This window comes from Herbaspirillum sp. DW155 (genome assembly GCF_037076565.1).
Lineage (GTDB): Bacteria > Pseudomonadota > Gammaproteobacteria > Burkholderiales > Burkholderiaceae_D > Herbaspirillum.
On record NZ_AP029028.1, the window covers coordinates 2,164,727 to 2,185,147 of the forward strand.

A 20,421-nucleotide genomic window follows, 5' to 3' on the forward strand; every position below is an offset into this window, starting at 1 on the left:
CAGTTCTGGACAAACTTTAACATCCGCCACCGCAAAATGCGGAAATTCAGGCAATTTTCTTCACTTCTGCCGCCAGGCAAGCCGCTGCGTTCCGCCTCCCGCTTGCCTGTTGAAAATATTGCTTCATATAAATAGTGTGGGCGCCCTGTCCGGGGTAAGCCGGTCGCGGTGCTCGGCAATGGCTCAGTAGTTGATCTCCAGAATCCCGCCCGCCTTGGCGATACCGCTGACCACTTGTCCGTTCGCCGTGCGGGCCTGGGCCATCTGGCCTTCGTCGGCATTGGTCATGGCGCGCGCCTCGGTCGAAATCTGGAAGCCCGGACCGGTCGAGATCACCCGCACCGCCTGGCCTTGCTGCACCACGCGCTGGTTGCGCACGGCGTCCATGCGCAGCGGCATGCCGGCGCGCAGGGACATGCTGGCCACCCGTCCGATGACCTGGGATTCCTCGGTGATCACGCCGCTGGGCAGGGCCGACATGTCGCCGCGGATACGGGTGATGTCGCTGGCGCTGATGGTCTGGCCCTGGGCCAGCGGGACGGCCGCGACCAGGTAGTCCGAGATCACCTGCACGTTGGCACGCAGATAGATGGTCCACGGCGAGGGGGCCACGCACTTCACGCCCACCGTGGTGCGGCCGAACAGGCGTCCGCCATTGGGCGTGAAGGCTTGCGGCTCTAAGCAGGCGGCCAGGGTCAGGCGCGGATCGACCGGATCGATGGTCACCGTGACGCTACCGGGCAGGCTGGCCGTCTGGCCTTTGAGGAATTGCTCCGCCACTTGTTGCAGGGCTTGCAAATCCTGTTTGGCCGGCGTGTTGGGGGTGTTCTGGGCGTGGGCAGGCACAACAGCGCCCAGGCCAGCCACCAGCAAGGCGAGGGCGGCGAAGGTGTGGCGCAGGGCGCGGAGAGGGTGTTTCATTTTGTGCAACTTGCCCGAGGGGCGTAGGCGAATCTTGGCAGCCATGTTACTTCGCGCGCGCGAGGTCAAAAGCGCAAACAGGGGAGGCTTTTCTCTCTTTATCGCCCCTTAGAGTCCGGGGTACGAACGTATGATCAAGCCTACGTAATTCCATCATCGGTGCAGTCCGCAAGCAGCCAGGCAACAGCCCGGCAGTGGCGGTGGGGCGCTGTATTTCCGGAGGACCTGATGGTCTCTAAGCTCGACGACTACTTCCGTTTCAACGAACTGGCGCTGAACCTGCGGGCCCAGCGTCAGCAGGTGCTGGCGTCCAACATCGCCAACGCGGATACGCCCAACTACAAGGCGCGTGACGTCAACTTTGCCGATGCGCTCCAGAACGCGCTGGAGAACAAGTCTAACACCATGCCGCCGCTGCAGCTGGAGCGTACCGCCGCCACCCACGTGGCCGGGACCGCGCCCGACAATGGTCCGGGCAGCATCGGCGGTACGGCCCTGCAATACCGCACGCCGGCCCAGGGCAGCGTGGACGGCAACACCGTCGACCTCGATGTGGAACGCAATGAATTCGTCGACAACGGCATCCGCTATGAAGCCGGCGTCACCGCTGTGAACGGCCAGATCAAGGCCATGCTCAACGCCATCCAACCGGGTTGATAAACCATGTCCCTTTCCAACATCTTCAACGTCGCCGGCTCGGCCATGAGCGCCCAGTCGCAGCGACTCAATGCCACCGCCAGCAATATCGCCAACGCCGACAGTGCCACCAGCCCGGACGGCACGCCCTACAAGGCGAAGCAGGTGGTCTTCGAAGCGGTGCCGGTGGGCGGCATCAAGGACAGCGGCGTCAAGGTCGCGGCCGTGGTCGAGGACCAGGCCCCGCCCAAGCTGGTCTATGACCCCAAGCATCCCATGGCCGACGGCAATGGCTACGTGGCCATGCCCAACGTCAATCCGGTCGAGGAAATGGTCAACATGATCTCGGCTTCCCGTTCTTACCAGACCAATGTGGAAACGATGAACACGGCCAAGGCCATGCTCGTCAAGACCCTTACCATCGGCCAATAACCAGGACCTGAACCATGGCAATCGTCTCCAGTGACCTGCTCAACTCAATGAATGGCACGAGCAGCAGCTCGTCCACCAGTTCCACCAGCACTTCCAGCCTCGACAACAACAGCCCGGATGCGATCCAGAACCGCTTCCTGACGCTGTTGATCGCGCAGATGAAGAACCAGGATCCCAGCAACCCGATGGACAATTCGCAGATGACCACGCAGATGGCGCAGCTGTCGACCGTCTCCGGCATCGCCCAGCTCAACAGCACGCTGTCCACGCTGATGGGCAATCTGAGCTCCTCGCAAGCGCTGTCGACGGCCGACATGATCGGTCACAGCGTTCTGGCGCCGGGCAACAGCATCCAGCTGACCACCGATACCAGCAAGGACGCCAGCGGTAACACCGTCACCAGCCAGAAGGCCGTGTTCGGTGTGAACCTGTCCGGTACGGCTTCCTCGGTGGTGGTGACCATCAAGGATTCCAGCGGCGCCGTGGTGCATACCACCGATCTTGGCACCCAGGCTGCCGGTGTCGTGCCGGTGATCTGGGATGGTTCCAATGATGCAGGCGGCAAGGTGGCCGATGGCAATTACACCTTCACCGTCAATGCTTCCAACAACGGCACCGCCGTCACCAGTACGGCACTGTCCTTCGGCACCGTCTCCAGCGTCTCTACTGCGTCGGATGGCGTCAAGCTCAATGTCACCAACGTCGGCACCATCAAGCCGACCGACGTTGTGCAAATTCTTTAATCGTCATTACCGACAAGTTTCGGAACAAGGGGATATCTCATGAGTTTTCAGCAAGGTCTGAGTGGTCTGAACGGCGCAGCCAAGAGCCTGGACGTCATCGGTAATAACGTGGCCAACGCCAGTACGGTCGGTTTCAAGCAGTCGCAGACGCAATTTGCCGACATGTACGCCAATTCGATGAACCGCTCGGGCAACTCGCCCGTCGGTATCGGCGTGGCCGTGGCCGATGTGTCGCAACAGTTCACCCAGGGCAATATCAGCTCGTCCAACAACCCGCTGGATATCGCCATCAATGGTGACGGTTTCTTCCAGATGGCTTCCTCGCCGACCAACCTGTCGCCGATGTACGGACGTAACGGCCAGTTCCAGCTGGATAAAAATGGCTACATCGTGAACCCCAGCATGAATGGCGCCTACCTGATGGGTTGGGCTGCCGGTACCTCGGGCGGCGATCCGGTGCCGCTGCAGATCGATACGTCGGCCATTGCCGCGACCCCGACGACTTCCATCAGCACCAAGGTCAACCTGGATTCGCGCCTGAGCAAGCCGACCACCACGCCCTTCAATGCAGCCGATCCGACTACCTACAACAACTCGACCGGCGTCACCATCTATGACAGCCTGGGTAATCCGTACAGCGTGCAGACTTATTACGTCAAGCACGATCCGGACACTACCGTGACCCCGCCGACGACGAGTTGGGATGTGTATGCCAAGGTCGGTAACAACACGCTGGTGACCACTAGCGGTGGTACTACCCCCTTGTCCCTGGGTACGCTCAAATTTGACTCTACCGGCGCCCTGATCAGCGGCGGCACGATGAGCATCGATTTGACCGCGACCGGGGCGAACTCCAACGTGGCTGCTGGCGGCGGCAATTTTGCCAGTGCCATCAGCCTGAGCTACACCGGCTCAACCCAGACCGGCTCGGCCTTCGTCAACCTGGCACAGAGCCAGAACGGCATGCCGCCGGGCACGCTGTCGAGCTTCTCGATCGACAAGGACGGCACCATCGTCGGCTCCTACAGCAACCAGCAAACCAAGAACCTGGGCAACGTGGTACTGGTGAACTTCGCCAACCCGAACGGCCTGCAGCCGCTGGGCAACAACCTGTATTCGGCCTCGTCTGCTGCCGGCAGCCCCCTGGTCGGCAAGCCGACCACCGGCACCTTCGGTACCCTGCAGGCGCGTGCAGTGGAAGACTCCAACGTCGACCTGACCGCCGAGCTGGTCAACATGATCGTGGCCCAGCGCGTCTACCAGGCCAACTCGCAGACCATCAAGGTGCAGGACACCGTGCTGCAGACCCTGGTCAGCCTGCGCTGATAAGAGCTACCCGGCGCGCCTTGCGGCGCGCCTGCATCAAGGCTGCCGGCGTCGCCGGTGGCCGGTTTCAATCGGTGGTGCCGGGGACGGGTGCCGCCACTAAGGGGTTTTATGGATCGTCTGGTCTATACAGCGATGTCGGGCGCCAAGCACACGCTTGAGCAACAAGCCAGCGCCAGCAACAACCTGGCCAATGCCACGACCACGGGTTTTCGCGCCCAATTGAATACCTTCCGTTCGGCACCGGTGGTGGGTGAAGGCCTGGCCACGCGCGCCTTCGTGGTGGACTCTACCGCCGGCAGCGATTTTTCCCAGGGGCCGATCCAGGATACCGGCCGGGCGCTGGATGTGGCGGTGCAGGGCCGTGGCTGGATCGCGGTGCAGACCGCCGACGGCGGCGAAGCCTACACCCGTAACGGCAGCCTGAAGATCAACGCCAATGGCATCCTGCAGACCCAGAACGGCCAGACCGTGCTGGGTGATGGCGGTCCGATCACCATTGCGCCCGATACCACGGTGGCCATTGCCGCCGATGGAACGGTGTCTTCGATCCCGACCAACGGTATCCCCAATGCGGTCAACGTGCTGGGTCGCATCAAGCTGGTCAATCCGGACGAAAAGAACCTCAAGCGCGGCGATGACGGCCTGTTTCGCACCATCACCGGCGCGGCCCAGCCCGACGCCAACGTGCGCCTGGCCAGCGGTGCGCTGGAAGGCAGCAACGTGAACGTGGTGGAGGCGATGGTCAACATGATCAATCTGTCGCGCCAGTTCGAAATGAACATGAAAGCGATCCAGACCGCCGAAAGCGATGCGACCAAGGCGACCTCGATCCTGTCGCTGTCCTGATGCTGCCCACGCACTTGACCTCACCGATGCACCCGCAGCGCAAGCGCTGATTACCGGAGAAACAAATGATTCGTTCCCTGTGGATTTCCAAGACCGGCCTGGACGCGCAACAGACGCAACTGGACGTGATCTCCAACAACCTGGCCAACGTCAGCACCAACGGTTTCAAGCGTTCGCGCGCCGTGTTCGAAGACCTGTTGTACCAGACCGTGCGCCAGCCCGGCGCCCAGTCCTCGCAGCAGACGCAATTGCCCTCGGGTCTGCAGATCGGTACCGGCGTGCGTCCGGTGGCGACCGAACGCATCTTCACCCAGGGCAACGTCAACCAGACCAACAATGACAAGGATCTGGCGATCCAGGGCAATGGTTTCTTCCAGATCCTGCTGCCCGACGGCACCACCGCCTATACCCGTGACGGTTCCTTCCAGACCGACAACCAGGGGCAGCTGGTGACTTCCAGCGGCTACACCCTGCAGCCGCCGATCACCGTACCGCTCAACACCACCAAGCTGACCGTGGGCCGCGACGGTACCGTCTCGATCATGCAGGCCGGCTCGACCGCCACCACCCAGATCGGTACCATCCAGGTCGCCACCTTCATCAACCCGGCCGGCCTGGAAAGCCGTGGCGAGAACCTGTACGTGGAAACCGCCGCCTCCGGTACGCCCAACCCCAATACCCCGGGTACCAACGGTGCCGGTGCGCTGTGGCAGGGTTACGTGGAAACCTCCAACGTCAACGTGGTGGAAGAACTGGTCAACATGATCCAGACCCAACGCGCCTATGAAATCAACAGCAAGGCCATCACCACGTCCGATCAGATGCTGGCCAAGCTGTCGCAGCTGTAATGCCGTGGTAGTGGTGCAGTGGATTTGAACAAGGTAGTCGGTAGCAGAGCAAGGACGAGGCAGAGATGATGAACATACTGAAATTGGCCGCCATCGCGGGCGTGTTGAGTTTGAACGCTTGCACCACCGTGCCCGACAGTATCGTGACCGGTCCCAAGACGGCGCGTCCGCAGCCGGCCTCCTATGCGCCACCGACTTCCGGCGCGATCTTCCAGTCGGCGGTGTACCGCCCCTTGCTGGAAGACCGCCGCGCACGCCTGGTGGGTGACACCATTACCATCGTCATCAACGAAAAGACCAGTGCCGCCAAGTCGGCCGCCAGTTCGGCCAGCAAGACCGGTGCCGTGGCTTCGCCGGCACCGACCATTTTTGGTACCTCGATCAAGGAATTGTCGGCCACCGGCAGTTCCTCGGCCAAGTTCGATGACAAGGGCGCCACCACTTCCAGCAACACCTTCACCGGCACCATCGGCGTGACCGTGATCGAGGTGCTGCCCAACGGCAATCTGGTGGTCTCGGGTGAAAAGCAGGTGGCGCTGGACAAGGGCGTCGAGTACGTGCGTTTCTCCGGTACCGTCAGCCCCGACAACATCCAGACCGGCAATACCGTTTCCTCGACCCTGGTGGCCGACGCCAAGGTCGAATACCGTACCAATACCCGGGTGGACATGGCTGACTTCATGTCTTCACTGGGCCGATTCTTCTTTAGCGTTTCTCCTTTCTGATGTGGAGTAGTGCAATGACCCGGAAAGGATTCTTCGCCATGGACCTCTTCAGCAAGGGCCGCCAGTTCGTGCGGGCCACCGTCCTGGCCACGCTGTGCCTGGCAGCGGCCGCGCCGGCGCACGCCGAGCGCCTCAAGGACCTGGCCACCATCCAGGGCGTGCGGCAGAACCAGCTGGTTGGTTACGGACTGGTCGTGGGCCTGGACGGCAGCGGTGACCAGACCACCCAGACGCCTTTTACCGTGCAGAGCGTGGTGAGCATGCTGCAGCAACTGGGGGTGAATATTCCCAGCAGTTCCAGCAGCAACATGCAGTTGAAGAACGTGGCTGCCGCCATGGTCACCGCCACGTTGCCGGCCTTCGCGCAGCCGGGCCAGCTGATCGACGTGACCGTCTCCTCCATCGGCAACGCCAAGAGCATCCGTGGCGGCACGCTCCTGATGGCGCCCCTGAAGGGCGCTGACGGCCAGATCTACGCCATCGCCCAGGGCAACATCGTGGTCGGTGGCGCCGGTGGTTCGGCCGCCGGCAGCAGCACCGTCATCAACCAGCTATCGGCCGGCCGCATCTCCGGTGGCGCCACCGTGGAACGCGCGGTGCCCAGCGTGCTGGGCGGTGGCGACATGGTGGTGCTGGAACTGAACGACAACGATTTCTCTACCGCCAGCCGGGTGGTCGATGCCCTCAACAAGCGCTTCGGCAACGATACCGCGGTGGCACAGGACGGTCGCGTGATCCGCGTGCGTGCTCCGATCTCCAGTGGCGACCGGGTGTCCTTCCTGGGCGCGCTGGAAAATGTGGACGTGACTCCCGGCAAGCTGGCCGCCAAGGTCATCCTCAATGCGCGCACCGGCTCGGTGGTGATGAACCAGAGCGTGATGCTCGATACCTGCGCGGTCTCGCACGGCAACCTGTCGGTGGTGATCCAGGCCGACAACGCGGTCAGCCAGCCCAATGCCCTGGCCGGCGGCCAGACGGCGGGCGTGCAGAATGCCCAGGTGTCGATCAACAAGGAGCCGGGCAAGGTCATGCTGTTGAAGGGTGGCGCGTCGCTGTCCGATGTGGTCAAGGCGCTCAATGCCATCGGTGCCACGCCCCAGGACTTGCTGGCGATCCTGCAAGCCATGAAGGCGGCAGGTTCCTTGCGCGCCGAACTTGAAGTGATCTGACGGTCCGGGCCGCTCCGACAAACAACGCTCATCCAAGGTAACCCATGCTCAACAAGATCAACCCATCCAATCCGACCGAGAGTCTTGCCGTCGATGCGAATGGGCTGAGCAGCCTGCGCGAGGCTGCCAAGCAGAACTCGCCGGAGGCCATCAAGGGAGCGGCCAAGCAGTTCGAGGCCTTGTTCCTGAACATGGTCATGAAGAGCATGCGCGATGCGACCCCCCAGAACGGGCCCTTCGACAACGAGCAGACCAAGATGTTTACCTCCATGCTGGACCAGCAGCTGAGCCAGAGCCTGGCCCAGCGCGGCGTCGGCCTGGCCGACGTGCTCACGCGCCAGCTGTCGGCCTCGCTGCCCAAGAAGCTGCCGGATGCCCAGGATCTGGAGGGCAACTCCACGCCCGGCGACGATGCGCTGCCCATGGCCATCCCGCTGGTCAAGGACATGAGCGACGCCGACCGCGCCAAGTTCATCCAGAGCTTTGCCAGCCAGCAGGCGGCCGATGGTACGGACCAGGACGGCAGCAACAGGCAGCGCCGCAATTCCAACAAGCCGGCGCATGTGGAAGCCTTCCAGAACCGCTTGCAGGCCGATGCCGAAATGGCCAGCAAGATGACCGGCATCCCGGCCAAGTTCATGCTGGCGCAGGCGGCGCTGGAAACCGGTTGGGGCAAGAAGGAAATCATCACCCGCGACGGCCGCTCCTCGCACAACCTGTTCGGCATCAAGGCCACCGGTAACTGGACCGGCAAGGTGGTCGAGGCCACCACCATCGAATACATCAACGGCAAGCCGCAGAAGCGCGTGGAGAAATTCCGCGCCTATGATTCCTATGCGGACGCCTTCAAGGATTACGCCAACTTGCTGCGCAGCAATCCGCGCTACGAGAAGGTACTGGCCAGCGCCCAGGATGCCCACGGTTTTGCCTACGGGCTGCAGCGCGCCGGCTACGCCACCGACCCGCACTATGCGGAGAAGCTCTCGCGCATCATCCGCCAGTCGCTGTCGGCCTGATCCGGCTGCGGTGGAGGCGAGCCCGTCGCAAGCTCATCAGTGCCGGCTGGAAACGAATTTGGACACGGGCGTCTAAAGTTTTGGTCAATTTTGCCGTTGACTTGGTTATTCCGCTAAAAGCTTTCAGGGACGACAACCTAGCATGGCAACTAACATCTTCAGTATCGGGCAAAGTGCGTTGCAGGCGGCCATGGCGGCGCAGGCCACCACCAGCCACAACATCTCCAACGCTACCACTCCCGGCTACAACCGCCAGGAAGTCGTGCAGAGCTCGGCCGGTGGCATCAACTACGGCTACGGCTTCGTCGGGCAGGGCACGCAGGTTACCGAGATCAAGCGTATCTACAACGACTTCCTGACCAAGCAGTCGCTGGCCTCGCAAACCTCGGCCAGTTCGCTCGATTCGTACTATTCGCAGATCTCGCAGATCAACAACATGGTGGCCGACACCAAGGCGGGTCTGTCGCCAGCGCTGCAGGATTTCTTTGCGGCGGTCCAGAACCTGGCCTCCAATCCGAATACCCAGGCCTCGCGCCAGTCGGTGCTCTCGCAAGCCTCTACGCTGGTGGCGCGCGTGTCCAGCATCAATGACCAGCTGGCTCAGAGCAGCGCCAGCGTCAACAGCCAGATCACCTCGACGGTGACCACCATCAATTCCTATGCGCAGCAGATCGCCAAGCTGAACCAGGCGATCGTCAGCGCCGTGGGCACCGGTGGCGGCCAGCCACCCAACGATTTGCTGGACCAGCGCGACCAGCTGGTGGCCGAACTGAACAAGTACGTCAAGATCACCACCGTGCCGCAGGATACCGGCGCGGTCAGCGTCTTCATCGGCACCGGCCAGTCGCTGGTGACCGGGGACCAGGTGACCCAACTGGCGGTGACCAATTCGCCTACCGACGTCTCGCGTCTGCAGATCGGCCAGGTGATGCCCGGCGGCACCACGGTGACCATTCCTGACAGCTTCTTCTATGACGGCGGCAGCCTGGGTGGTCTGTTGAAGTACCGCACCGAAACGCTGGATCCGACCCAGAATGCCCTGGGCCGTATCGCCATTGCGATGGGTACAGCTTTCAACCAGCAGCAGAAACTGGGCCTGGACCAGAATGGCAATGCCGGCACCAACATGTTCAACGTCAGTTCGCCCAACCTGATCGGCTACCCGACCAATACCGGCACGACCAACCTGACGGCCACCATCAGCAACCCTGCCGCGCTGAGCACCAGCGATTACACGCTCAGCTTCGACGGCACCAACTACACCTTCACGCGCCTGTCGGACAACACCAAGACAGTCAAGGTGGCGACCGACTTCCCGGTCACGCTCGATGGCGTGACCTACTCCAACGGCGGGAGCCCGGCCGGTGCGCCGACAATGAACAGCGGCAACATCTACAAGATACAGCCGACGGCCAACGGTGCCGCCCAGTTCTCGCTGCTGCTGAGCAATACCCAACTGCTGGCCACGGCCGCGCCGATCTCCACCTCGATCAACGCGACCAACAACGTCAACGCCAGCACCGGTGCCACCAATACCGGCAACGCCATCATTTCCAATACCTCGCTGGATCCGACCACGTTCACGCAGGGTTCGTCGGTGTCGTTCAACACCACGCTCGATACCTCGGTGACGCCGAACCAGCTCAAGCTGGCCGCGACCTGGACCGGCGTGACGCCAGCGCCGGACGTCTCCTATTCCAACCCGAACGGCAGCACCGGCACGGCCACGGGCGGGGCGACATTCAATTACACGCCCGGCATGACCATCACCAGCGGCGGTGTGACCTACACGCTCACGGGTACACCGTCGGCCGGTGACAAGTTCAACTTTGCCCCGGTGGCAGCCAACAAGGGAACGGCGACCATCAGTACCGGTTCGGTGACGGCGGCCTACCTGACCACGACCACGCCGCTGGCCAAGCCCACCACGCTGAGCTACAACAGCACGGCCACGCCTCCGGTGTTCGTCATGTCGCCGGCAGCGCCAGGGGCGGGCACCATCACCCATCTGGACGGGACCACCACGACGATCAATGCGGGGGATACCAACATCCCCTACAAGGCCGGCGATACCTACGAGATCAGCGGCGTCAAGTTCCAGATCTCGGGCCAGCCCGCCAATGGCGACCAGTTCACCATTTCGGCCAATACCAACGCCACCTCGGACAACCGCAACGCGCTGGCCATGGCCGGCCTGCAGACGTCCAACACCATCAATGGCACCAGCCTGCAGGGGGCGTACTCGCAGCTGGTGGCCACCATCGGCAACAAGACCAACGAGATCAACGTCACCAATACGGCCGAGAAATCGCGCCTGACGGCGATCCAGACCCAGCAGCAGTCCGAGTCCGGCGTGAACCAGGACGAGGAACTGGCGCAGATGATCAAGAACCAGCAGCAGTACCAGGCTGCGGCCAAGATCATCCAGGCCGCCAGCGACATGATCAATGTCCTGCTCACCCTGGGCAACTAATCAGTTAAAGGAAGACGACCATGCGTATCAGCACCCAGATGCTCTACCAGTCGAGCAACAATGACCTGACCGGAATGCAAAGCGATATCCTGAAGCTGACGCAGCAGGTCTCGGCCCAGCAGAAGGTGTTGCTGCCCTCGGACGATCCGGTGGCCGCCGCCCGCGCCCTGGACATGACCCAGACCTCGGCCCTGAACGACCAGTACAAGACCAATCGCCAGAACGCCAACAGCGCCCTGTCGATGGTGCAGGGCACGCTGGACAGCCTGACCAACATGCTGACCAAGCTCAAGTCCAACGTCATCACCGCTGGCAATGCCTCATATTCGAATGCCGAGCGCATCAACATGGCTGCCGAGATCAAGGGCAACCTCAACGAAGTACTGGGCTACGCCAATGCCCAGGACGGGCAGGGCAACTACATCTTCGCCGGGTTCAAGAGCACCACCCAGCCGTTCACCCTGGACGGGACCGGCGGCGTGGTCTACAACGGCGACCAGGGGGCCATGACGCTGCAGGTCGACTCGACCCGCCAGATGGACATCAGCGCATCGGGCCAGACCGTGTTCCAGGGCAACGGCCAGGACATCTTCAAGACCATGACCAACATGATCAACGTCTTGTCGGTGCCGGTGACCGAGGCGGCCAACAAGGCCGATGACGCTGCGGCCCTGGCCTACGTCTATCCGGCCGGCAGCGGCCAGACGCCGATTGCCGCCTACAAGGCGTCGCAGGCCCAGCTGGATGCCCTCAAGCCTGACGATCCGACCTACCAGGCCACCTTCACCGCCACCGCAGCCCTGAAGCTGCAGGCCGATGCGGCCCAGGCGGCACGTACGCCGGTGGCGGGCAGCCAGGCCGCGCTGGCCCGCAATCTGGCACAGTTCAATACCCAGATCGACTCCATCTCCAGCAGCGTTTCCACGGTGAAGGCTTCCATCGGCGCACGCCAGAACGAACTGGACAACCTGGACGCCGCCGGCGAGGTCAACAAGGAAAACTACACCCAGACCCTCAACAACCTCCTGGGCCGCAACCCCTCCGATACCACCGAGCTGATCAGCGAGCTCACGCTCAAGCAGACCTATCTCTCGGCGGCGCAGAAGGTGTTTGTCACCACCAGTGGCCTGACTTTGCTGAATTACCTCAAATAACGAATTTCGCTTCACTGTGGCGGCCTTGCAGGCCGACTGAGGTGAACGAAAATGCAAAAAGGCGAACTTTCGGGTTCGCCTTTTTGTTTTGTCCGGCGTTTCAACGCTTACGGCCTGGGCAGCGCATTGACCGGCGGTACGCTGCCCAGCAGGCGGACCATCTCGATGCCATCGGCCAGGAAGCGCTGCAAGGGCGTGAGCATGTAGGGCAGGGTGAAGGCGATGAGGATGAAACCCGCCAGCATCGTAATGGAAAAGCCGATGCCGAAGAGATTGAGCTGGGGCGCAGCACGGGTCAGGATGCCCAGGGCGAAGTTGGTGATGAGCAGGGCAATCAAGAGCGGCAGCGAGAGCTGCACGCCCATGCTGAACACCTTGGCCCCCCACAGCGCCAGCTGGTGGAAGCCCTCGGTGGTGATGGGCACGCCCGTAATGGGCAAGGTGTGAAAGCTTTCTGCCATCGCCTGCAGCAGCAGCAGGTGGCCGTTCAGGCTGAGGAACACCATGGTGGCCAGCAGCGAGAAGATCTGGCTGATGACGGCTGTGCGGCCCTGGGTCTGGGGATCGAAGAAAGCGGCAAAGGACAGGCCCATGGTGGAGCTGGTCAGTTCACCTGCGGTTTCCACGGCGGCGAAGACCACCCGCATGGCAAAGCCCATGGACAAGCCGATGAGCAACTGCTGCAGCAGGATCAGCAGGCCCGTCATCGACATCGGATCGATCGCCGGCGGGATCGGCACGTCCGGTGCCAGCACCACGCCGATGGCAATGCCCAGCAGCACCTTCACCAGCATGGGCACGCTGGCGCTGCCGAAGGGCGGGGCGATGGACAGCAACCCGAGGATGCGCGTGGTCGGCCAGATGAACATGGCGACCCAGGCATAGAGTTGCTGGCTGGTGAAGGTGAGCATGGCGCAGGAACCGGGCCGGCAGGGCCGAGGCCCGGCGTGAAAATCTTACTGGACCATCGCGGGGATGCCGCTGAACATGGTATGCATGTAGTCCAGGATGATGGTCAGCATCCACGGCCCGGCAATGATGAGTGCCAGGAACACGCCCACCAGCTTGGGAATGAAGGCCAGGGTCTGTTCGTTGATCTGGGTCGCGGCCTGGAAGATGCTCACCACCAGCCCGATGAGCAGGGCCGTGATCAGCATCGGGGCGGCGATCAGGAGGGTGACTTCCATGGCCTGGCGGCCCATGGTCATGACGCTTTCGGGAGTCATAGGTATTCCTTGCCGGGGGCTAGTAGAAACTCTGGGCCAGCGAGCCAATCAGCAGCTGCCATCCATCCACCAGCACGAACAGCATCAGCTTGAAGGGGAGCGAGACGATGGCCGGCGACATCATCATCATGCCCATCGACATCAGGATACTGGCCACCACCATGTCGATGATGAGGAAGGGGATGAAGATGGCAAAGCCGATCTGGAAAGAAGTCTTCAGTTCGCTGGTGACGAAGGCCGGCACCAGCAGGCGCAGGGGCACGTCCTCCGGGCCTTGCAGTGCCGGGCCGCGAGAAAGCTTCACATACAGCGCCAGGTCCGACTGGCGGGTCTGCTTGAGCATGAATTCCTTGAGCGGTGCGGCACCCTTGTCGAGGGCCTCCATCATCTGGATCTTGTTTTCCGAGAAGGGCTGGTAGGCCTCGGTGTAGATGCGGTCGAACACCGGGCTCATGACGAAGAAGGTCAGGAACAGCGACAGCCCTACCAGCACCTGGGTAGGCGGCGTCGATTGCGTGCCCAGCGCCTGTCGCAGCAGGGAAAGCACGATCACGATGCGGGTGAAACAGGTCATCATCAGCAACGCCGCCGGAATGAACGACAGCGAAGTGAGGAACAGCATGGTCTGGATCGGCAGCGAATAATTCGTGCCGCCGCCCGGTGCGGGCATGCTGTTCAGCGCGGGCAGGCCTTGCTGGGCCGAGGCCGCCAGCGGCAGGCACAGCAGCGCCAGCCACCAGTAGCGGCTGCGCAGCAGGGCTGCCGTACGGTGGAGCAGGAAAGAAAGTGTGCCTTGCGGCTTAGCGTGTGCTGCCATCATTACCCGGACGGTCGCCGTTGCCGGTGCCGCCATTTCGTTTATCCATGGTGTGCTTGAGCCAGGTGGCAAAGGCCGGCGCGGCGGCGGCCGGCTGGGCAGCCGCCCCTTCCTGGCGCGGCAGGGTGGCCAGGGCATTGACCCGGCCTGGCGCCACACCGACCACGATCCACTGCTCACCCACTTCGACCACGATGACCCGTTCGCGTGTGCCCACCGAGACGCCGCCGACCACCTTGGCCACGCCATTGCCGCCCATGCTGCTGGCCAGGCCGAAGCGCTTGACCAGCCATGCGACTGCGGCCATCACGGCCAATACCGCCACCAGCCCGAAGAGCATGGTGAAGGCGCTGCCGGTGGACGAGGGAAGGGAAGTGCCGGCCGCTGCCGGTGCGGCCGCAGGGGGCGTTGATGCTACCGGCGATGCGGCGGCAGTACTGCTGCCTGCCGGCGCGTTGTCGGCCCAGGCCTGGGCCGTCGCGATCAGGCTGCCACCCAGCAGGAGCAGGGCCGATGTCAGCGCCGGGCGGATCCGGCGCAAGCCCTGCAACAGCGATACTGCGTAAAAACGTGTCATCAAACTAAGACCGTTCCGCTCAGCGGTTGAGCTTGCGAATGCGTTCGGCGGGCGTGATGATGTCGGTCAGGCGGATACCGAACTTGTCGTTGACCACCACCACTTCGCCCTGGGCGATCAGGCAGCCGTTGACCAGCACGTCCATCGGTTCACCGGCCATGCCGTCCAGCTCCACCACCGAACCCTGGGCCAGTTGCAGCAGGTTCTTGATGGCGATCTTGGTGCGTCCCAGTTCCACGGTCAGCTGCACCGGGATGTCGAGGATGAAGTCGATGTCGTTGGGGGTGTTGGTCTTGATATCGGCCGCGCTCAGGTCCTTGAAGACGGTGGCCATCGCGGGGGCAGCCGTGATGCCTTTCTCGTCTTCCATCTCGCCTTTTTTCTGCGACTGTTCGGCTTCGCTTTGCTCGGCCATGGCCGCGCCCCACGGATCGTCCTCCGCCGCGCCTGCGCCTGCTACGTTCTCATCAGCCATTACTAATCTCCTTGAAAGCTTTCCGGTGTTTCTTGATGGGTGATGGACAGCAGTTTTTCAACGCGCAGGGCGTATTGGCCATTGGACTGGCCGTAGCTGCATTCCATCACCGGCACGCCGTCAACCTGTGCTTCGACGGTTGCATTGGTCTGCAGCGGAATGACGTCGCCCACCTGCATGTGCAGCAGGTCGGTGAAGTTGACGCGGGCAGTGCCGAAATTGACGATCAGTTCGACCTCGGCGGTCTGGATCTGCTGTTTCATCAGGCGGATCCAGCGCTTGTCCACTTCCAGCGCCTCGCCCTGCATGCTGCTGGTGAGGCGGTCACGCACCGGCTCGATCATCGAGTAGGGCGTGCAGACGTGGATTTCGCCCGATACCGGCCCCAGCTCAACGGTGAAGGTGGTCGACACCACCACTTCGTTGGGCGTGGCGATGTTGGCGAACTGGGTATTCATTTCCGAGCGGATGAATTCGAATTCGATCGGATAGATCGGTTCCCACGACTTGGCGTAGGTCTCGAAGGTGATCTCCAGCACGCGCATGATGATGCGCTGCTCGGTGGGCGTGAATTCGCGGCCTTCGATGCGGGTGTGGAAGCGGCCATCGCCGCCGAACATGTTGTCCACCAGCATGAACACGAACTGCGGGTCGAACACCACCAGCCCGATGCCACGGAAGGGCTTGATATGGACCAGGTTGAGGTTGGTCGGCACCACCAGGTTGCGGATGAATTCGCTGTACTTGGACACCTTCACCGGACCGACCGAAATCTCGGCGGTACGGTGAATGAAGTTGAACAAGCCGATGCGGAACAGGCGCGCGAAACGCTCGTTGATGATTTCCAGCGTGGGCATGCGCCCACGCACGATGCGTTCCTGCGTGGCCAGGTTGTAGGTACGTACCGTACCAGGAGCTTCTTCGACGATTTTTTCTTCGTCTTCATCTCCCGTCACGCCCTTCAAAAGGGCATCGACTTCTTCCTGTGATAGAAAATGCTCGGCCATGGTCGACGATCTCTGACTTCGATGCGGTGTTACTGCTGTTGGATCACGAACGAGGTGTAGAACACGTCGGTGATCTGCGGTCCCTTGCCCTTGCCCGAGAACGGCTCGCCCAGTTGGTCGATGATCTCGTCGGTGAGCCTGCGCTTGCCTTCGCTGGTGAGCAGTTCGGACGCCTTCTTACTGGAGAGCACCATCAGCAGGCGGCTGCGCACCTGGGGCATGTACAGCTTCAGGGCTTCGGCGGTCTGGCCGTCCGGCACTTGCAGGGTCATCGCCACTTGCAGGTACTGGTCACCGTTTTCCTGCTGAAGGTTTACCACGAAGGGTTCGATCACCACGAAGGTGGGGGCCTTGGCTTCGGCCTTCTCGTCGCCATGATCCTCACCCTTCTTGCCCTTGCCACCCATCATCATGAAGGCTGCCGCACCGCCGATGACCAGCACCAGCACTGCACCGACGATGATGAACAGCATCTTCTTGCTCGACTTGGCCGGTGCAGCCTCTGCTTCAGCTCCCTTGGCAGGGGCTTTTCCTTTTGTTGCCATCTACTATTCCTTTCAGGTCGTCAGCGCGGGTTGCAGGGATATCTGCTTATCGGCAGGAAAATCACATTGTTGAGTCCTGCGCGGACGAAAATTGCTTATCTTATAAGTTTTCAGTGCCGGCTGCTTACACGAAGGTATCGACCAGGCCGAGGCCGCCGGAGCTGGCCGTCGCGGTGATCGTGCCGCTGAGGGTGGCATCGCCTTCGGGCTCCTTGCCAAAGCTGCCGGAGCCGCCGCTGCGGGCCTGCTGCTGGCCGTTGCCGGCGCCTTGCTGCTGGTTGGGCATGCCGGTCTGGACATTGGCCTGGCCGAGCTGGATGCCAGCCTGGTCCATCATTTCGCGCAGCTTGGGCATGGCCGCTTCCAGCGCCTGCTTCACTTCGGGCTGAGCGGTGATGAAGGTGGCGTCGGCCTGCTGGTTGTGCACGTTCAGCACCACCTGCATCGGACCGAGGTCGGGCGGATTCAGGCTCAGCGAGGCGCTTTGCATGCCGGCCGTGGCCATCCAGGTAATCTTGGTGCCCAGCGCCTGGTTCCAGCCGGCGCTGCCGACGTTGGACTGGATCTTGTCGGTGTAGGCCGGGGCAAACACGGCTTGCGGCGAGTTCAGGGCTGCGCTTTGCTGCATGACCGGCAGTACCACCGGACTCGGGGTGGCTTGCGCGGCCTCCTGCTTGACCGCAGGCGCGCTGATCTCGGGCGCGGTCTTGCTCAGGTGGGCACGGGTGGCCAGGGCGGTGGCATCTTCCTTCGGTTCGGCCTTGATGGCGGCGGACAGGTCGATGGCCGGCTTGTCGTCTCTGGCGCTGCTGATGCGGGGTTCCGGATTGGCTTCTTCGCCGGTCTTGTGGGCCAGGGCATTGGCGGCCGCGTCTTGCTTGCCGCGCGCGGTGGCCAGGGCGTCCTGCAGGGCGGCCGGATCGATCTTGCCATCCTTGCCGTTACCGGCCAGGGCCTGCTGCTGGTCGGCCAGGGACAGCTTGCCGCTGCCGCGCTTGGCCAGGGCCAGCAGGTCGGCCTCGCTGCTGTCGCCCTTGGCCTTGCCGTCGACGGGCTTGACAGCGTTCTGGGCAATGTTGGCCACCAGCGCCAGCAATTCGGCCGAGGCCTGGGTGGCGGTATCGCTGCTGTCCTGATCCTCATCGTCGTCGCCGACCTGGGCGCTCTTGTCGCTGCCGTCGCTCTTGCTGCTGGTGCTGGCCGTGTTCTGGGCGGACTGGTTGCTTGCCGACTGGTTGGCGGCGGCCTGTCTGGCTGCGGCCTGGGCATCGGCGGCCTGGTTGTCGGTGTTCTGCTGGGCCTGGCGCGCCTGCGCCTGGCTGTCTTGCGCGCGCGTGCTGACCTGGCTGTTGAGCAACTGGTTGAACGGTACATCGGCCGAGAAGCTGTCGGCGGTATTGCCCGAGCGCGCGCCGGTGGCGGCCTGGGAGCCGGTAATCACGTTCAGTAGCGGCAGGGAAGTGTTCATGATGGTGGCCTGTCGGTAAATGCGATGTGCTGCTCTAGGGTGCTCTTTGCGGTTCTCTGCTTGCGCGGTATCGGTATTGCCTGGCTGGCCGCAATGCGCGGTCAGCGCTTGTAGAAGCTGATGCGGGCGGCATGCTCGTCCATGGACTTCTGGTCGCGTTTGTTTTCCTTGCGCATCTCCTGATCGCGTGCGCGCGTGGCCAGGGTGTCGTAGGACATGCGCTTGCGCTCGCAGGCCTGCCATGCTGCACGCGCTTCGGCCACACGCTGCTGGCTGTTGCGCACCACATCGACCTGGCCATCGATGGCGGTATCGATCTTTTCCAGGAACAACTGGAAGTTGCGATAGGCCAGGGCGGTCAAGCCGTTGGTGAGCGTGTCCTGGAAGCGCGCGGCGTAATCGTCGCGGTATTGCTGCAGGATGCCCAGCTTCTGCTGTGCTTCTTCACTCACGCGAATAGCCCGTCCGAGGCGTTTGGTCGCTTCGTCGGTCTCTTTGGTCGCCAATTCAATCAGCGTATCAAGTGCGGAGGGAGTAGCCATGATCGCTCTGATTATATTTTTGAGGATGCGCGCTCAATCAACCGAATAGAGCGGTAAGTTGCCTCAAGCTCTCTGATACATCGGCCTGCTCGTGGATGCCTTGCTGCAAAAAGGCCTCCATTCTTGGCAACAGGGCAATAGCTTCATCCAGGATCGGATCACTGCCGGCGGCGTAGGCGCCCACGCTGATCAGGTCGCGGTTGCGCTGGAAACGTGAATACAATTGCTTCAGATGGCGCGCACGGCGCTGATGGTCGGCATCGGTGATGCTGTGCATGGCGCGGCTGATGGATTGTTCGATATCGATGGCCGGATAGTGGCCGGCCTCGGCCAGCTGGCGGTTGAGCACGATGTGGCCGTCGAGGATGGCGCGGGCGGCGTCGGCGATGGGGTCCTGCTGGTCATCGCCTTCGGTGAGCACGGTGTAGAAGGCAGTGATGGAGCCGCCGCCTTCATCGCCATTGCCGGCACGTTCCACCAGGGCCGGCAGCTTGGCAAAGACCGAGGGCGGATAGCCCTTGGTGGCCGGCGGTTCACCGATGGCCAGGGCGATTTCGCGCTGGGCCATGGCATAGCGGGTCAGCGAATCCATGATCAGCAGTACGTCCTTGCCCTGGTCGCGGAAATACTCGGCAATGGAGGTGCAATAGGCCGCGCCCTGCAGGCGCATCAGCGGCGGTGTATCGGCCGGTGCGGCCACCACCACCGAGCGTGCCAGACCTTCGGTACCGAGGATCTGCTCGATGAATTCCTTGACTTCACGGCCGCGCTCACCGATGAGGCCGACCACGATGACATCCGCGCTGGTATAGCGCGCCATCATGCCCAGCAGCACGCTCTTGCCCACGCCCGAGCCGGCGAACAGGCCCATGCGCTGGCCGCGGCCGACGGTAAGCATGGTGTTGATGGCGCGAATGCCGGTATCCAGAATGTCGCGGATCGGCGCGCGCCCCAGCGGATTGGCGGCCCGTACGGCCAGCGGGGCCGAGCGTTCGGTGTGCAGGGGGCCGAGATTGTCGAGCGGGCGGCCGGCACCGTCGAGCACGCGGCCCAGCAATTCGTCGCCCACGGGCAGGCGGCGGCTGTGCTCGTCGGCACGGCGCGGGGTGAAGCTGATGGGGCCGGTACGCGGTGGCGGACGCACCGGTTCGACCGGATAGACCCGGGTGCCGGGGACGATGCCTTCGACGTCGCTCTGCGGCATCAGGAACAAACGTTCATCCTGGAAGCCCACGACTTCGGCTTCGATCATCATGCCGTTGGGCAAGGGCACGTTGCAGGGGCTGCCGACCGGAAGCTTCAGTCCGACCGCTTCCATCACCAGGCCGGCCACGCGCGTGATGCGCCCGGCCGTGCGGGTAGGCTCGGCCATGGCGACCAGGCTGCGACAGTTGTTCAGATAGGCTTGCCACAGGCTGCTATGGGAAGGCATCGGGGAGTTCATGCGGGTCTCCCGTTCAGGTCGGTATCAC

At 62.7% G+C, this 20,421-nt stretch carries 22 protein-coding genes; 11 read left to right on the plus strand and 11 right to left on the minus strand.

Translation table 11 applies throughout. The features are described from left to right. Positions 1-183: 183 nt before the first annotated feature. On the minus strand, positions 184-921 hold the full coding sequence (gene flgA, locus AACH55_RS09980) for a flagellar basal body P-ring formation chaperone FlgA (protein WP_338719253.1): 738 nt from the start codon (positions 919-921) through the stop codon (positions 184-186). Between the two features lie 228 nt (positions 922-1,149). Between flgA and flgB the strand changes: the two genes are divergently transcribed. The 11 genes from flgB to flgL all read left to right on the plus strand — a co-directional run bounded on the left by flgB (position 1,150) and on the right by flgL (position 12,292). Continuing rightward, positions 1,150-1,578 (plus strand): flagellar basal body rod protein FlgB, encoded by a 429-nt coding sequence (gene flgB / locus AACH55_RS09985; protein ID WP_338719254.1) that lies wholly within the window; start codon positions 1,150-1,152, stop codon positions 1,576-1,578. Positions 1,579-1,584: 6 nt separating this feature from the next. Then, positions 1,585-1,989, plus strand: coding sequence for a flagellar basal body rod protein FlgC (gene flgC / locus AACH55_RS09990; protein ID WP_338719255.1), 405 nt, complete (start codon positions 1,585-1,587; stop codon positions 1,987-1,989). A gap of 14 nt (positions 1,990-2,003) precedes the next feature. Beyond that, positions 2,004-2,732, plus strand: coding sequence for a flagellar hook assembly protein FlgD (locus AACH55_RS09995; protein WP_338719256.1), 729 nt, complete (start codon positions 2,004-2,006; stop codon positions 2,730-2,732). 39 nt (positions 2,733-2,771) lie between these two features. Next, entirely contained in the window at positions 2,772-4,058 is a 1,287-nt protein-coding gene (flgE, locus tag AACH55_RS10000) for a flagellar hook protein FlgE (RefSeq protein ID WP_338719258.1), read from the plus strand. Positions 4,059-4,169: 111 nt separating this feature from the next. Continuing rightward, positions 4,170-4,907, plus strand: coding sequence for a flagellar basal-body rod protein FlgF (flgF, locus tag AACH55_RS10005; RefSeq protein ID WP_338719260.1), 738 nt, complete (start codon positions 4,170-4,172; stop codon positions 4,905-4,907). 65 nt (positions 4,908-4,972) lie between these two features. Continuing rightward, a complete protein-coding gene (flgG, locus tag AACH55_RS10010; RefSeq protein WP_338719262.1) occupies positions 4,973-5,755 on the plus strand; it encodes a flagellar basal-body rod protein FlgG in 783 nt (260 codons plus the stop codon). A 65-nt stretch (positions 5,756-5,820) separates the two neighbouring features. Beyond that, on the plus strand, positions 5,821-6,480 hold the full coding sequence (locus AACH55_RS10015; protein WP_338719264.1) for a flagellar basal body L-ring protein FlgH: 660 nt from the start codon (positions 5,821-5,823) through the stop codon (positions 6,478-6,480). Between the two features lie 38 nt (positions 6,481-6,518). Then, entirely contained in the window at positions 6,519-7,649 is a 1,131-nt protein-coding gene (locus tag AACH55_RS10020) for a flagellar basal body P-ring protein FlgI (protein WP_338720248.1), read from the plus strand. A gap of 44 nt (positions 7,650-7,693) precedes the next feature. Continuing rightward, positions 7,694-8,665, plus strand: coding sequence for a flagellar assembly peptidoglycan hydrolase FlgJ (gene flgJ, locus AACH55_RS10025; RefSeq protein WP_338719266.1), 972 nt, complete (start codon positions 7,694-7,696; stop codon positions 8,663-8,665). A gap of 142 nt (positions 8,666-8,807) precedes the next feature. Then, on the plus strand, positions 8,808-11,138 hold the full coding sequence (gene flgK / locus AACH55_RS10030; RefSeq protein WP_338719268.1) for a flagellar hook-associated protein FlgK: 2,331 nt from the start codon (positions 8,808-8,810) through the stop codon (positions 11,136-11,138). A gap of 20 nt (positions 11,139-11,158) precedes the next feature. Continuing rightward, entirely contained in the window at positions 11,159-12,292 is a 1,134-nt protein-coding gene (gene flgL, locus AACH55_RS10035; protein ID WP_338719270.1) for a flagellar hook-associated protein FlgL, read from the plus strand. A gap of 107 nt (positions 12,293-12,399) precedes the next feature. Here the strand turns inward: flgL and fliR are convergent, their stop codons facing one another. The 10 genes from fliR to fliI all read right to left on the minus strand — a co-directional run bounded on the left by fliR (position 12,400) and on the right by fliI (position 20,393). Further along, positions 12,400-13,203, minus strand: a complete 804-nt coding sequence (gene fliR / locus AACH55_RS10040) for a flagellar biosynthetic protein FliR (RefSeq protein ID WP_338719272.1) — start codon at positions 13,201-13,203, stop codon at positions 12,400-12,402. Positions 13,204-13,248: 45 nt separating this feature from the next. Next, positions 13,249-13,518, minus strand: coding sequence for a flagellar biosynthesis protein FliQ (gene fliQ, locus AACH55_RS10045; RefSeq protein ID WP_338719274.1), 270 nt, complete (start codon positions 13,516-13,518; stop codon positions 13,249-13,251). Positions 13,519-13,537: 19 nt separating this feature from the next. Then, entirely contained in the window at positions 13,538-14,272 is a 735-nt protein-coding gene (fliP, locus tag AACH55_RS10050; protein ID WP_338720250.1) for a flagellar type III secretion system pore protein FliP, read from the minus strand. A 46-nt stretch (positions 14,273-14,318) separates the two neighbouring features. After that, positions 14,319-14,912, minus strand: a complete 594-nt coding sequence (gene fliO / locus AACH55_RS10055) for a flagellar biosynthetic protein FliO (RefSeq protein ID WP_338719275.1) — start codon at positions 14,910-14,912, stop codon at positions 14,319-14,321. A 19-nt stretch (positions 14,913-14,931) separates the two neighbouring features. After that, positions 14,932-15,387, minus strand: coding sequence for a flagellar motor switch protein FliN (gene fliN / locus AACH55_RS10060; RefSeq protein ID WP_338719277.1), 456 nt, complete (start codon positions 15,385-15,387; stop codon positions 14,932-14,934). A gap of 2 nt (positions 15,388-15,389) precedes the next feature. Continuing rightward, on the minus strand, positions 15,390-16,394 hold the full coding sequence (fliM, locus tag AACH55_RS10065) for a flagellar motor switch protein FliM (RefSeq protein WP_338719279.1): 1,005 nt from the start codon (positions 16,392-16,394) through the stop codon (positions 15,390-15,392). Positions 16,395-16,423: 29 nt separating this feature from the next. Continuing rightward, positions 16,424-16,939: a flagellar basal body-associated protein FliL gene (fliL, locus tag AACH55_RS10070; RefSeq protein WP_338719281.1), complete on the minus strand. Its 516-nt coding sequence runs from the start codon at positions 16,937-16,939 to the stop codon at positions 16,424-16,426. A gap of 124 nt (positions 16,940-17,063) precedes the next feature. Continuing rightward, positions 17,064-18,407, minus strand: a complete 1,344-nt coding sequence (locus tag AACH55_RS10075) for a flagellar hook-length control protein FliK (RefSeq protein ID WP_338719283.1) — start codon at positions 18,405-18,407, stop codon at positions 17,064-17,066. A 101-nt stretch (positions 18,408-18,508) separates the two neighbouring features. Continuing rightward, a complete protein-coding gene (gene fliJ / locus AACH55_RS10080; RefSeq protein WP_338719285.1) occupies positions 18,509-18,949 on the minus strand; it encodes a flagellar export protein FliJ in 441 nt (146 codons plus the stop codon). A gap of 37 nt (positions 18,950-18,986) precedes the next feature. Continuing rightward, positions 18,987-20,393, minus strand: a complete 1,407-nt coding sequence (gene fliI, locus AACH55_RS10085) for a flagellar protein export ATPase FliI (protein WP_338719287.1) — start codon at positions 20,391-20,393, stop codon at positions 18,987-18,989. Positions 20,394-20,421 lie beyond the last annotated feature (28 nt).

What these genes read in the sequence shown, in the direction of transcription:
- flgA (WP_338719253.1), bottom strand. Translation starts at nt 921, where the DNA reads ATGAAACACCCTCTCCGCGCCCTGCGCCACACCTTCGCCGCCCTCGCC.
- flgB (WP_338719254.1), top strand. Translation starts at nt 1,150, where the DNA reads ATGGTCTCTAAGCTCGACGACTACTTCCGTTTCAACGAACTGGCGCTG.
- flgC (WP_338719255.1), top strand. Translation starts at nt 1,585, where the DNA reads ATGTCCCTTTCCAACATCTTCAACGTCGCCGGCTCGGCCATGAGCGCC.
- AACH55_RS09995 (WP_338719256.1), top strand. Translation starts at nt 2,004, where the DNA reads ATGGCAATCGTCTCCAGTGACCTGCTCAACTCAATGAATGGCACGAGC.
- flgE (WP_338719258.1), top strand. Translation starts at nt 2,772, where the DNA reads ATGAGTTTTCAGCAAGGTCTGAGTGGTCTGAACGGCGCAGCCAAGAGC.
- flgF (WP_338719260.1), top strand. Translation starts at nt 4,170, where the DNA reads ATGGATCGTCTGGTCTATACAGCGATGTCGGGCGCCAAGCACACGCTT.
- flgG (WP_338719262.1), top strand. Translation starts at nt 4,973, where the DNA reads ATGATTCGTTCCCTGTGGATTTCCAAGACCGGCCTGGACGCGCAACAG.
- AACH55_RS10015 (WP_338719264.1), top strand. Translation starts at nt 5,821, where the DNA reads ATGATGAACATACTGAAATTGGCCGCCATCGCGGGCGTGTTGAGTTTG.
- AACH55_RS10020 (WP_338720248.1), top strand. Translation starts at nt 6,519, where the DNA reads ATGGACCTCTTCAGCAAGGGCCGCCAGTTCGTGCGGGCCACCGTCCTG.
- flgJ (WP_338719266.1), top strand. Translation starts at nt 7,694, where the DNA reads ATGCTCAACAAGATCAACCCATCCAATCCGACCGAGAGTCTTGCCGTC.
- flgK (WP_338719268.1), top strand. Translation starts at nt 8,808, where the DNA reads ATGGCAACTAACATCTTCAGTATCGGGCAAAGTGCGTTGCAGGCGGCC.
- flgL (WP_338719270.1), top strand. Translation starts at nt 11,159, where the DNA reads ATGCGTATCAGCACCCAGATGCTCTACCAGTCGAGCAACAATGACCTG.
- fliR (WP_338719272.1), bottom strand. Translation starts at nt 13,203, where the DNA reads ATGCTCACCTTCACCAGCCAGCAACTCTATGCCTGGGTCGCCATGTTC.
- fliQ (WP_338719274.1), bottom strand. Translation starts at nt 13,518, where the DNA reads ATGACTCCCGAAAGCGTCATGACCATGGGCCGCCAGGCCATGGAAGTC.
- fliO (WP_338719275.1), bottom strand. Translation starts at nt 14,912, where the DNA reads ATGACACGTTTTTACGCAGTATCGCTGTTGCAGGGCTTGCGCCGGATC.
- fliN (WP_338719277.1), bottom strand. Translation starts at nt 15,387, where the DNA reads ATGGCTGATGAGAACGTAGCAGGCGCAGGCGCGGCGGAGGACGATCCG.
- fliM (WP_338719279.1), bottom strand. Translation starts at nt 16,394, where the DNA reads ATGGCCGAGCATTTTCTATCACAGGAAGAAGTCGATGCCCTTTTGAAG.
- fliL (WP_338719281.1), bottom strand. Translation starts at nt 16,939, where the DNA reads ATGGCAACAAAAGGAAAAGCCCCTGCCAAGGGAGCTGAAGCAGAGGCT.
- AACH55_RS10075 (WP_338719283.1), bottom strand. Translation starts at nt 18,407, where the DNA reads ATGAACACTTCCCTGCCGCTACTGAACGTGATTACCGGCTCCCAGGCC.
- fliJ (WP_338719285.1), bottom strand. Translation starts at nt 18,949, where the DNA reads ATGGCTACTCCCTCCGCACTTGATACGCTGATTGAATTGGCGACCAAA.
- fliI (WP_338719287.1), bottom strand. Translation starts at nt 20,393, where the DNA reads ATGAACTCCCCGATGCCTTCCCATAGCAGCCTGTGGCAAGCCTATCTG.